Here is a 12543-nt window from a genome sequence, read left to right on the forward strand (position 1 = left end):
CTAAGGTCCTATGAAAACCATATGATTCAAACGGATCTGAGGCCCCTTGGTTGCGGGAACTGGCACCAAGGAGCCATTCCTCATTCCCAACCCGGACACCTGTAAAAATGGAAAGTTATTCTCAGATGTGGAGTGCTTGGAGATTAGCGCCCCGACAGGTCTACTCTGTAAAAGGATTGGGTCCGCATCTAGGTCCGCGTGAATTTGAACTAACCGAATGCGATATTCGTTGGCGAATTTAGGGAGCCGCGAATGGTAGGCACCCGCAGCTTTGTACCAATCTCCCAGCTCAGTGTGTAGTTCACGAAGGAACCGCGCCGCATAAAGCGCATTCTCGATCGGATCAAACATATTTTCGATAGAGACGAAGCCATCACCATGCCACCGGTAGTTTACCTGAAAGCATCCCACGTCAAAACTGCGGGCGCCGCGGAGGACCTCCGCTTGCGCATAAGCGGTTGCAGCTTTTTTACTTTCAAACCAATATCCTTTGCCTTCCGTGTTCACCGTCCACGGCCAAGGCACCAATCTGCCCGCAGCACTGCGCCCAGTCTCCGCACGAGTAATTGTGCGCAATACGGACAAGGGCACGCCTGTTTTCAAAGCTGCATATTGCGCTGCATTATCACATGCGAGATTAGCCAAAGCCTGAGCATATGACGCTCCGACAGTGACGTGAGTGGTCACCCAGAAAACAAGGGGGATCAATTGCTTAAGGTGAATTAAAAATGCACGCGTGCGACCGGGCATGCGTCGCATCAATAGAAATCGGACCATTTGCGCCACCATTCTTTTAAAAGCATCTTGCTCAACAGAATATCTTTCCCACCAGCTACGGTCTTCTTCCGTCGGTGCGTCCTAACTAGGCAATCTTTCTTTAGATTCGGTAACTGAAAGTCTGAATGTCATGGAAACTCGGAAACTTGCGTGTTTCCCAACAGGTCATTCAGAAGGCCTCGGATGTCGGCGCTTTGATCAACAAGGTGTCGATTGCGGGAAAGAATGCTTTGGTCATAACTTGGCTCTGCCTGCATCAACACATGCGCCAGCTTCTGCTTAACGGGATCATGCGACAGCAAGAGTTTTTGCCAATCTTCCGCAAGCCAAGCAGCCCGCTGCACCGCCGCCTCATTTTCAAGTGGCACCAAATAATTCAGCGCTCCGACATGATCCCCCAACATTGTGCGGGCCCGGGCCCGTAATTCATTGGTTTCAAAAGTGGCAAGGTCGAGAATTTCAGCCTCGGCAAGAAGTGGATGGCCCTGCACCAAAGCTATGTCCGCTGCCAAAAGCTGATATCTAGGATCCGGAGGGTCCGTCTTTGCCGAATTCAAAAGCGCCCTTGCCTCATCGGCAAAACCAAGGTTGAAAATCCGCTGCGCCACCTGCAAAGCAAGCTCCACAGGGAGCGTCTGCAACATATCTGCGGGGCCAGAAACAACATGTCGAAGAAAGTCGAAATCCTCTGCGTCTCTCAACAACAGGCGCAATATGTCGTGACCCGTTTCTCTTGCGATCTGTGGCGCCAAGACCGTCATGACGCGATCATACTCAGAAAATGTCTCAGAAAAGGATTTTGATGCGGCAAGAGCCAACAGATAACTTTGCCCAAGCCGTTCTCCCAGAGGTGAACCACGATGCTCTTGAAATAAAGCCCCAACCAATTGAGCGGTGTCATATGGCACGGCGCGACCTGCCGACAACAACTGGTCTACCAGTGTCATTAGGGCCTCAGCAGATGGCATCGCATTTTGATCAACCGACGCCCGAAGGGCCTCTTCTGCCGCGTCAAATTTCCCGTCTGCCACGGCCATTTCCGCTGCAACAAGATTTCTACCCGGTGTCTCTGACAAATCGAAACTGTGAAGGCTCCGCAAAATTATGTCAGATGCGTCCTGATGCTTTGCCAGCAATAACTTGCGAGCGAGTCCCGGCCCTAGATGCCGCTGCAGGTGGTCTGGCAACCCGGCAAAGCCACGTAGAATGGCGTCGTGATCAAGCACTTGATCTTCGGGGATGGTTTGATGAGCAAGCGCGCCCCATAGCGCGCTCGCACCATGGCATCCAATATTACGCCGGAGACGTGGCACCGCGGGTGCTGTTTCCGGATCGTCAACCACCGCCGCCAATTCCAGAAGAACTTGTATCTCTTCGTCCGCCAGCGCAGCTAACATCACAACTTGCCGGGCCTCCCGCCCAAACCCAAAATAGACATAGAGACGCGCAATTTGCAGAGCAACACCCGCATCAAACGCATCAAATTCTTTAGAGAGATTTGCCTGTAACGCGCCAATCTGGTCCTGAAATGAGGTTTTTCGTCCCCATTCAGCAACATCCAGAACATCATCGGGCAAACATTCGGCAGTTATTATTTTTTCAGGCGTTCGGAGCGCGCTACTCTCTAGCTCGCGATCTATACTGCTTTGCGCCTTGAAGTTGATGCCAAGTATCTTTTGCGACAGAATTATAGATTCACCCGCATCGACCCCAGCAGCGGAGTCCGTTTGATGGTTTGGGATAAGCATCACAGATGTGACTGACGGCGGTCCGGTGCGTTCAGTCCCTTCCACTGGTTGCAACAGGCCTTGATTTGCTGAACGCGCGACACGCTCTAGAAGAGTGGTTCGAACAGTAGGCAGATCAATGGCAGGCACAAGAGATGCGGGTTCGATATCAGCGACGGGCAAATCCGCCCCCGCAAACATCTGCGAAGCAGCCAGCGCAACCGATATAGGCGCAGACTGTGTCGCGAGTGGTCGCATCGTCTCGACAAATTTATGTGCCTCTCTATCCCCTCGCTCTTGGTCCGACCGCGACACTGCAGCACTTAGGGCGTCGACAATGTCGACGACCAACATGGATTGAGAGTGCCAAAAGATCTTCGCCTCACATTCGCAACCAAATGTCAGGTCTAGCGTTCCCTGACCGTCTGGTGCGCCGAGCCCACTGAGCCGACCTTGCGTCAAGCGGTCAAAGACCTGGGTAACATCGAATGCAAGTATGCGGCCCGGAAAAATGATCGACACACCACTTTCACGCGGTTGCCTCCTCCAGACAAGTCTCTCGGGTAAATCCAGAACTAGCCGCGAAAACCCATCGTGCTCGCCGGAGCGTACCAATACGGTTTGCGCAAAAGTGGCGGATGCGCAAACCGTTACGATCAAAGCTAATATCCAACGCCGGATCATGCCGCGTCCTGCTTGAGGGCCTTCAGCGCCTCTTCCAAATCGTTAAAGCTTGGTCGCTTGTGCTGAGGTGTATTTTGCCGGCCAACTTCAATACAAGTATTGGTCGCATGATTGTGCAGGTTGGCAACGAGCACTTCACGTATGAGCTGATAGAAGTGCCCATCTTCTTCGGTCACATCTTTTACCTTGGCCGCGAATGGCCCCACCAACCCATAGGACAAGAACACTCCAAGAAACGTTCCAACGAGAGCCCCACCAATCATCTTGCCAAGGATTTCAGGCGGCTGATCAATCGACGCCATAGTTTTGATCACCCCCAGCACTGCCGCAACAATTCCCAGGGCGGGTAGCCCATCCGCCATGGTCTGCAAGGCGTGACTGGAATGAAGCGCGTGATGAAGATTCGCCTCCATACGCTTTTCCAGCACCTCCTCGACTTGATGCGGATCATCGTAATTCATTGAAGCGGAGCGAAGCGTATCGCCAATGAGCGCCACTGCCTCTGTGTCACCCAGGATCTTGGGGTATTTTGAAAATATTGAAGAGTCTTGAGGAGCTTCGATGTGTTCTTCAATCGCAACAGGATTTTGACGACCAAGTCGAATGAGCTCGAATAGCAGGCACAACAGATCCCGATAGTCTTGGGGTTTCCACTTGGGTCCCTTGAATACTTTTCCGACATCCTTGATCGTATGCTTGATCGCGGGGCTATCATTGCTGATAAGAAAGGCTCCAATCGCCGCCCCGCCGATCATCATGAACTCAAATGGCAAAGCCTTGAGAATGATACCCAATTTACCACCAGCGGCCATGTACCCGCCAAAGACCATGACAAAAATCACAAGAATTCCGAAGATACCGACCATTTTGTCCCCGCTCGCAGTCATCGGTCCCAGACTGCCATCAACCGATTAACAATCACTGACTCTTCAACAGTCATTCCCGTGGAGCGTTGGCATTTCGACCTGCCAGAATGACACTGATGCTATGGGCTGCCGCAGGTGTCAGCCCCGCCATGACATCTGCCGCCGCTTCGGGGCGCATGCGGGCGAGGAACCCAGCAGCAAACACGGGATCCAGTTCCTCAAACAGAGCAGCCGCTTGTTTGGGCTTCATTGATTCATACACTTTTGTCAGCTGCGATACGTCTTTCTCAGCTGCACTCTCAGTCAGGGCAATCATCTGGCGCAAGTTATCTTCTGCGTCAGTCAAAGCCTTCATTTTACGGCCAATCTCCTGTTCGGCCACTTTGAGTGCGTGTCCATGATCCCGCAAGGCCACCTCTTGTTCCTCAAGTTTCCGTTCACGTTTTTGTAAGACTGTGAGCAACATCTTCATGTCGTCAGGGGTCTGACACACGGACTCAGAGAGAGGGGCTGTTAGCGGGGCCTCTTCAGATACAAACGCAAAGGCCTTTCCGACACCGTCACCAAAACGAATCAACGCTGACACCACAAGAAACGTGGACAGGATTAAGAGAATGCCTCGTGTCCGTCGCAGCCCCCGCCGTCCGTCGGCTCTTTTTGAGAACCAGCTCATGTGAATGCCCCCCGGACCATCTCCTGATGGCGCTTGAAGACCGGGCCTTGGTTAACAGCCTGATCCGGGACGCGCGCCGGTTTCGGTGGCTCAGGTGTCAGCTCTTGGTTGGGCAAATCGTGCATTGCAGCAACCAGCAGTTCCAGACGCCGCGCCACCTCCTCGGCCCGCCCTGTCACACCACCCAGAGACCGCGTTGCTTCGTCCGTCGTTTGGCGTGCTGCTCTCAAGGTTCTTGTCAGATCATCAACTTGAGCTGACAAAACCGCGACGGCCCCTCCCATCCCGCTCTCTAGATCGTTGAAACGACTCAGCCTACGGGCCAAGATGAAGCAATAGGTACCCGCCCCAATGGCCCCAGCCGCCAGTAAAATATCAGAAATGATCTCCATGAGTGCAATCCTCAATTCAGCACAAACTCTATGACCAAGAGGTCGTTGATCCGCCCTCCGCCCGTGACGACCTGCATCCGACGTAATAGTTGCGCCCTCAGACGCACCAAAGCCAGGCCATCCTCAAAATCCGCGAGCTTCAGCGCACGCAGATATGTGTTTGTTACATCGACAATCCTGGGCATGAGCTCTTCAACTTCTGTTTTATAAGAAGTTTTCACTTCAAGCTCGGCGGTAAAGCGAAGATGTGATCGCTCCGCCCCTTGCCCAACAGAGACAATCACCGGAGCGACAGGAACAAATGCCACATCGGGCATCAGCGTAACCGGCTTTGCATGATCAGATAGCGGTGCAGCCTCTGAAACAGAGGCGTGATTAGTACCTAACGGAATGCTGCCGGACCAAGTTGCATAAAACCCGGAGGCCGCACCCAAGATGGCCAAGACCAACCCAATCCACAACGGTTTGCTAAAAGGTCTTGATCCGGGTGTTTCCCCTAACTCTTCCGGTGCCGGCATGCTCAACCCTCATGTTGTCGATAAACTCTTTATAGACCGACAGAAACTAACCGATTGTTAAGCCTGACAAGCGAATGATGGATATGGACAAAACTAGAACGACATGTATCCGGAGGCATCATATTGCAGCAAATCACGAAACTCTGGCACTCCTTGACGCTCCGCAATCGCGTAGTCGTACTCGGTTCAGCCGCGTTGATGTTTTGGGCGGTGCTCGCCCTCGCTCGCATGGCCTCTGCTCCAAACCTGACATTGCTTTATGCTGGGCTTGAGAGCGGCGCTGCCGGCGAAGTCGTCGGCACCTTGGAACAACTCGGCGTGATCTATGAAGTCAGAAGCAATTCGATCTTTGTAGAGTCGACGCGCCGAGATGAACTGCGCATGACCCTAGCGGGCGAAGGATTGCCAAGGTCTGGCACGCGAGGTTACGAGCTTTTGGATGGGCTGTCCGGCTTTGGCACTACATCGCAGATGTTCGACGCCACCTATTGGCGCGCAAAGGAGGGCGAGCTTGCCAGAACAATAGTGTCTCACCCGGCTATCGCAGCAGCACGTGTGCACATTGCGTCAACTGGCTCTAATCCGTTTCAGCGCGACATACAGAAATCCGCGTCGATTTCGATCACAACAAGTGGTGCTGAAATTTCCCCGAAACACGCACGTGCTCTACAGTTTCTCGTAGCTTCGGCCGTGTCTGGTCTATCGCCAAATGAAGTTTCAATCATCGACTCTGAGGGTCGATTGATCAACGGCACTGAAGAATCCAAGGCCAACTCCGCAGATGATCGGGCAGAGATCCTGCGTCTACGCGCGGAGCGCCTCTTGGAAGCGCGCGTAGGCCATGGCAACGCGGTAGTGGAAGTTGCTCTTGAGACGATCACACAAACGGAATCAACCCGCGAAAGGCGGTTTGATCCAGAAGGGCGCGTTGCAATCAGCACCGACACGGAAGAGCGCGCAAACACCTCAAGCGATCCAAGGAGCGATGTGACGGTCGCCTCCAACCTCCCGGATGGGAATGCGGCAACCAGCGGCACCTCGGAGAGCGAAAATACAGAGACACGTGAGCGAGTGAACTATGAAGTCTCAAGCACGGAACGTGAAATTATCCAGCAACCTGGCGCGATCAAACGCATGACTGTTGCGATCCTCATCAACAGCCTTATAACTCTCGATGCAAACGGCGCCCCCAAATTTGCACCCCGCCCCGAAGAAGAGTTAGCGGCACTTCGCGATCTGGTCGCCTCGGCCGTGGGACTAGATGAGACACGCGGCGATGCAGTGACAATTCGCACCCTCCAATTCGAACCAGCAGCGCCAGACGGGACTTTGGTTCAAGCAAGCCTGCTTGATCGACTTGCAATTGATATCATGACGTTGGTGCAATCGCTTGCTCTGGCCATTGTTGCACTCATTCTTGGCTTATTCGTTCTGCGCCCTATTCTCTCGCGACCTGTATCAACGATCTCGCCACCGTTGGTCGCATCCGACAGATTGAGCCCCGCGTCAGTGTCAGCACTCACGCCTCTGTCGGGTGAGATTGACGATGGCGAGATTGACGAAAACGGCCTCTCAGACGCATCAGAGTCGGCATTTTTCGATCGTAACAGACCGCCATTCGCTCGAATCGAGACCTCAAACGAGGATCCCGTTGCCCGGTTGCGCACTCTCATTGGTCAACGCCAAGAAGAAACGGTGGAAATCCTGCGCAGCTGGCTTGAGGGCGAAGAGGAGAAGGTTTGATGTCGATTACCCATCTCTTGGACGATTTCGGATCAATCACGCAAGGTAAGCCGGTCACAATGACTGATATCTCACTGGAGGAAGAGCGTCTGGGCGCCTTTGAAAAGGGATATCAGGCAGGTTGGGACGATTGTGTGAAATCTCAGGTCGAAGATGGCCGTAGGATAACAGCCGATCTTGTACAGAACCTTCAGGATCTCAGCTTCACCTATGAAGAGGTGCATGCGGCAATCATGGGGATGATGCATCCACTTTTGCAACAGATGACGACGGCGGTTTTGCCTGCGCTGAGCCATGCAATGTTGGCTCCACATATTACTGAGATCCTGCACGACCTGCTTGCAACCCATGGACGACAACAGGTTCAGATCATGGCAGGCCCCGAGGACATCCCGATCCTTCTCAGGCTCTGCACTGATCAGCCGGATCTTTCTTGTGAGATAAAAGAGAATCCAACACTGGCCCGCGGTCAGGTCTATTTTCGCCTTGGCGAAGGCGAGCACGCTCTGGATATGCAGGACGTTCTGCATCGGATCGAACAGGCCATATCCGGATTCTTTACAGAAAATCAAAGGGCAGTGGCATGATGAACGAAAAGCCGGACGACAAAGAGAGCGTCATATCTGACCTCCCAAATCCATTTTCATCAATCCCGATCGAAATTACGGTATCTGTCGGCAAAGCCAGGCCTTTAATACGGGATCTGCTGAAACTTGGTAAGAATGCGGTTCTGGCATTGGATCGCCGCGTCGATGACGCCGTCGAACTATACATCGGTGAACGTCTGATTGCGCGTGGCCAACTCGAGGAACTGAGCGGTGACCAACAAGGCCAGATTGCCGTGCGCATTACCGAAGTCGCAAATTTGCAGGACGATCTGGGATGAAGTCCAGATTTATCCTCCTCGTGTTTGTGGCGATTTTCGTGGCATGGCAAGCCCCCACCGCAATGGCGCAGGATTTGTCCATTGCTATAAGCGATGACGCATCCCTGTCGGCACGAACCTTTCAGATCATTGCCCTGATCACAGTGCTCAGCCTCGCTCCGGGGCTAGCAATCATGGTGACGTGCTTTCCATTTGTAGTGACTGTCCTGTCAATTTTGAGACAAGGTATCGGTTTACAACAATCGCCGCCCAATATGCTGATTGTAAGCCTTGCTCTATTCTTGACCTACTTTGTCATGGAGCCCGTCTTCACCGAGGCCTGGACAACTGGGATCGAACCACTTTTAGAGGAACGTCTGTCGCCGGAACTGGCTATTGAACACGCGCTCGTTCCATTCAGGCGTTTCATGCTTGGCCGCGTGGATCCCGAAACCTTCACGACTATGGCCGCTCTTCGGCCAGGGCCGACCACAAATGCCACCGGGATGGATGCTCCGCTCTCGGTGCTGGTGCCCAGTTTCATGCTTTCGGAAATTTCCCGCGCATTTCAGATTGGCTTTCTCGTCTTCCTGCCTTTTCTGGTCATCGATCTTGTGGTTGCCGCAATCCTGATGTCCATGGGCATGATGATGGTGCCGCCGGCGATTGTGTCGCTACCATTCAAACTGGCATTCTTTGTCATCGCGGATGGCTGGACACTCATCGCACAGAGCCTCGTGCGGGGATATATGTAGAAATCTTGCGCCAAACCCTGAACAGTTCAGAAATAATAGAACCGCGAGCAAACACCCGCATAAAGTCTCACTTGGCTGCCCCCTCCAACCAGTCGGATTTCGAAGTGCCCATCGGCAAATGTGATCGAATCCGATGCTATTCACCTGCAAGAATTTTCGATAGACCCACTGTGCATCCGAGTGACTTTGTTGAACAATCTTGCCTATAATTGGCAATAAATCGCGAAGATATCACGAGACAGAAAGCAGAGGCTGGTATTGGATTTTTTGGGGATTACATGCCTGCGCGATGATGGACCTTATATTGTTGAATGGCTCGCGCACCATCTGGCCGTTGGTTTTGACCGGATGCTCGTTTTTAGCCATGATTGTACCGATGGAAGCGACGAATTGCTGTCCACACTGGCACAGGATCATCGCATCGAGCATGTAAGGTTTGTACCAAAAGGTGGCAAATCTGTACAATGGCAGGCCTTGCGACATCTGCGTGACATCGAATGGTACAAGAACGCGTCTTGGGCACTCTTTTTTGATTGCGATGAATTCCTTTGCAGTCCGACCGAGAACCTACCCCAAATACTGGCCACGTTCGAGAGAGACATCGGGCCGTTCGACGCTCTGGCACTTCCTTGGCGCCTCTATGGGTCTGGCAGTCATAAGCGGCGCATGGCGGGCGCGACCCCGGAACGCTTTACGCGCGCGGCGCCGTTTGATTTGCATTTCCCCCTCGCACATCTGTTCAAGACGCTGCATAAACCGGGTGCATTTCGTCAGCCCGGGGTTCACCGCCCTCGCGGGCGCCCACGACATCCCGCGCGCTGGATTGGCCCAAACGGCGCGCGCCTTTCAGAGAGCTTTGCTGGCAATGACGCTGCGATCACGCTCTATGGCGCGCTCAGTAGCCCGCCTATAATATGGCTGAACCACTATTCCTTACGCTCGGTTGAAGAATTCATGCTCAAACGTGCCCGCGGACTGCCCAACCATATGGACCGAGAAGTCGGTGTCACCTATTGGGCCGAGCGCAACTGGAACACGGTCGAGGCACCAGAGATCCTGCCCATGATGACATCTACACACCGAGAAATTGATCGGCTGATGGCGTTGCCCGGTGTTGCCCAAGCACACGAAGCCTGCGTGTCCGAGCACGCCAAGCGATATGAGCTGGTGTCACAGGACATTGAGGCATTGCGTCTTGAATTCAGGCTTGGGTTTTTGACCGGTAGCACACCGCCAACCCCGGCTGAGGGGCGTGCGTTTTTAGCCGCACAATTGCGCTTGATGCGGAGTGCAGCAGAAATATGAGCGGGCGCGTGATAGAACGCCGCATGGCGGGTCAAGATCTGGGTGGGTTGGTTCTTCTGGATGCGGTGGAGACGCGCACAAAAGAGGCGCGGCTCATCACTCTGTTCTTCGGACAGCACGTCGATCCAACGTCTATTTTGCCCCCCAAAGGCGGGGAATTGGTCTCGCAGTTGAGTTTGGGCGGGGGCCAAATCCTGGTATTTTCAGTTCCCGAAGGCCGACTGCAATTTGAAACACCCAACGGCCAGATGGAGGTGCGCCCGGCCGAGGCCGAACTGACGCTTCTGGAAGGCAAGGACGTGATTGCCTCGGTACGCAACGGCGAGGATGCAGCGACGGTGCTGACATGGCTTGCCTATCATGCTGATCAGCAACATATGACTGGCGCTGTCATTCTGGACCGAGCTCGCCCGGATGCGGACCCAGAATTTGCGAGGGCGCTTCGCGAGGGTATGAAAGCTCAGGGCCTCTCTTGTCTGGTCATTTTGCTCAGCAGCGATCACCCTTTGGGACAACCTGACAGCCCCCCCGAGGCCCACCCCTATTGCGTACCGGAAGCTCCGGGTAAAGACCGGATGGAAATCCCGCCTGCGTCGCCATGGGATTCACCTCTGGGCGCGCTTGGTTACTACGAGATTGTCCGGGCGCGGTTTTTGGCACAGGCCCGCGCCGTAGCGAATATCGACGTGCATGATCTGCTGGTGACAGATACCGAAACGGTTTTTGACAGCGCGGTTGCCTCAGCCGGCGGCCTTATCTCTCTTATCGGGCGGCATTGCTATCCGTGGCGTGTTCGCAACGGGCAGCAGACCCAATTCGCAGACCATATCTGCGTGCAATTCGATTCCGGATCTGGGCGCCAAAGATGGTGTCTGGCCCCGGCGAAATTACCCCAAGATGCAATCTGGCGTCTTTTAAGGGTCGGCAATGCGCAGCCCGATCCTGCACGAATGCAAGGGTTCTACCGTCACATGGCGCTCCGTCACCCAACGGATTCGATCTCAAAAATCGTGCCTAAATCTTCATTGATCGAGCACCCTTCCTTGCTCGAACAGGCGCAAACGTATTTTGGCCATTCTCCAGTACGCATGCCCGAAATCACCCCGGACGAAACGCATAGCGGACGTGCGGCAATCGTCACAACCATGAAGAACGAGGGCCCATTCATCCTAGAATGGCTGGCTTATCACCGCGCAATCGGATTTGACGATATCCTTGTTTATACCAACGACTGCACGGATGGCACGGATACCATGCTTCAGTTGCTGGAGCGTAAAGGGATTGTGCAACACCGCGAAAACCGTTTTCGCGAGATGGACATGCCTCCGCAGCATGCGGCCCTGCAATCCGCAGAACGCGAGCCAGTGATCAAGTCCGCAAAATGGGTCACCTGCATTGATGTGGATGAGTACATCAACATCAAGACTGGCGACGGGACGCTGGATGCGCTGTTTGATGCCGTGCCCGACGCCAACATGATCGCAATGACTTGGCGGCTATTTGGCAATGGCGATGTGCGGGATTATGTCGACCGCCCCATCACAGAACAATTTTTGCGATGCGCGCCGGAATTCGCGCGCAAGCCCCACCAAGCCTGGGGTTTCAAGACCCTGTTTCAGAACATTGGCCTATTCAAAAAACTTGGTGTGCATCGGCCAAAAGGGCTTAATCCGCAGCTATGGGAAGAGATAAATTGGGTTAACGGTTCGGGGAAACCGCTACCGCGCGAAATGTATCGCAATGGATGGCGTTCAACGATCGAAACCTATGGCTATGATCTGATACAGCTCAATCATTACGCTGTGCGCTCGGCTGAAAGCTTTCTTGTCAAACGCGACCGAGGTCGGGTGAACCACGTCGACCGGGATCAGGGACTTGCCTATTGGTTTCGCATGAACAACAACTTTGAAGAAGAGCGCTCAATCCAGACACGCCTAGCGATGATGCGGACAGAGCTGGCCAAACTGATGCAAGATCCCGAGATTGCCGCCGCGCATCGACATTCCGTCGCCTGCCATCGCGCTAAAATAGACGAATTGCGCGCGACTGAGAACTACAGCAGCTTTTACGCAGAGCTGACGAGTCCACGCATGGAAAACCTGTCACGCCTGCACGGTCACTTTGGATCCAATGTCTTTTTGTCCGGGCCCGGGGTCATACCCGACGACATCGTAGCACAGGATCCCGATGCGGAATGGTTTTTCACCGTAGAGCTGCAAGGCGACACAGCGCATTAAT

12 protein-coding genes are annotated in these 12543 nt (G+C 53.8%); 6 read left to right on the forward strand and 6 right to left on the reverse strand.

Annotation, left to right across the window (positions count from 1 at the left end; translation table 11 throughout):
- The 6 genes from ACN0SW_RS03750 to ACN0SW_RS03775 all read right to left on the reverse strand — a co-directional run bounded on the left by ACN0SW_RS03750 (position 1) and on the right by ACN0SW_RS03775 (position 5637).
- On the reverse strand, positions 1-789 hold the full coding sequence (locus tag ACN0SW_RS03750; RefSeq protein ID WP_417726562.1) for a transglycosylase SLT domain-containing protein: 789 nt from the start codon (positions 787-789) through the stop codon (positions 1-3).
- A gap of 116 nt (positions 790-905) precedes the next feature.
- Entirely contained in the window at positions 906-3188 is a 2283-nt protein-coding gene (locus ACN0SW_RS03755) for a hypothetical protein (RefSeq protein ID WP_417726563.1), read from the reverse strand.
- A complete protein-coding gene (gene motA, locus ACN0SW_RS03760) occupies positions 3185-4054 on the reverse strand; it encodes a flagellar motor stator protein MotA (protein ID WP_417726564.1) in 870 nt (289 codons plus the stop codon). The genes ACN0SW_RS03755 and motA overlap by 4 nt, the downstream gene beginning before the upstream one ends.
- 70 nt (positions 4055-4124) lie before the next feature.
- Positions 4125-4727, reverse strand: a complete 603-nt coding sequence (locus tag ACN0SW_RS03765) for a MotE family protein (RefSeq protein WP_417726565.1) — start codon at positions 4725-4727, stop codon at positions 4125-4127.
- Positions 4724-5119, reverse strand: a complete 396-nt coding sequence (locus tag ACN0SW_RS03770) for a DUF6468 domain-containing protein (RefSeq protein ID WP_417726566.1) — start codon at positions 5117-5119, stop codon at positions 4724-4726. The genes ACN0SW_RS03765 and ACN0SW_RS03770 overlap by 4 nt, the downstream gene beginning before the upstream one ends.
- A gap of 11 nt (positions 5120-5130) precedes the next feature.
- Entirely contained in the window at positions 5131-5637 is a 507-nt protein-coding gene (locus tag ACN0SW_RS03775) for a flagellar basal body-associated FliL family protein (RefSeq protein ID WP_417726567.1), read from the reverse strand.
- Positions 5638-5760: 123 nt separating this feature from the next.
- Here ACN0SW_RS03775 and fliF point away from each other — a divergent pair, with 123 nt between their 5' ends.
- From fliF to ACN0SW_RS03805, 6 genes are all read left to right on the forward strand, one after another.
- Positions 5761-7380: a flagellar basal-body MS-ring/collar protein FliF gene (gene fliF / locus ACN0SW_RS03780; protein ID WP_417726568.1), complete on the forward strand. Its 1620-nt coding sequence runs from the start codon at positions 5761-5763 to the stop codon at positions 7378-7380.
- Positions 7380-7967, forward strand: coding sequence for a flagellar biosynthesis protein (locus ACN0SW_RS03785; protein ID WP_417726569.1), 588 nt, complete (start codon positions 7380-7382; stop codon positions 7965-7967). Before fliF ends, ACN0SW_RS03785 begins: the two co-directional genes overlap by 1 nt.
- Entirely contained in the window at positions 7964-8266 is a 303-nt protein-coding gene (locus ACN0SW_RS03790) for a FliM/FliN family flagellar motor switch protein (protein WP_417726570.1), read from the forward strand. Before ACN0SW_RS03785 ends, ACN0SW_RS03790 begins: the two co-directional genes overlap by 4 nt.
- On the forward strand, positions 8263-9000 hold the full coding sequence (gene fliP, locus ACN0SW_RS03795) for a flagellar type III secretion system pore protein FliP (RefSeq protein ID WP_417726571.1): 738 nt from the start codon (positions 8263-8265) through the stop codon (positions 8998-9000). The genes ACN0SW_RS03790 and fliP overlap by 4 nt, the downstream gene beginning before the upstream one ends.
- Before the next feature lie 267 nt (positions 9001-9267).
- Positions 9268-10305, forward strand: a complete 1038-nt coding sequence (locus ACN0SW_RS03800; RefSeq protein ID WP_417726659.1) for a glycosyltransferase family 2 protein — start codon at positions 9268-9270, stop codon at positions 10303-10305.
- The gene (locus ACN0SW_RS03805) at positions 10302-12542 is read left to right on the forward strand and encodes a glycosyltransferase family 2 protein (RefSeq protein ID WP_417726572.1); all 2241 of its coding nucleotides are present in this window, start codon (positions 10302-10304) and stop codon (positions 12540-12542) included. The genes ACN0SW_RS03800 and ACN0SW_RS03805 overlap by 4 nt, the downstream gene beginning before the upstream one ends.
- Position 12543: the final 1 nt, after the last annotated feature.

Origin of the sequence: Roseovarius sp., assembly GCF_048262375.1 — a bacterium.
Lineage (GTDB): Bacteria > Pseudomonadota > Alphaproteobacteria > Rhodobacterales > Rhodobacteraceae > Roseovarius.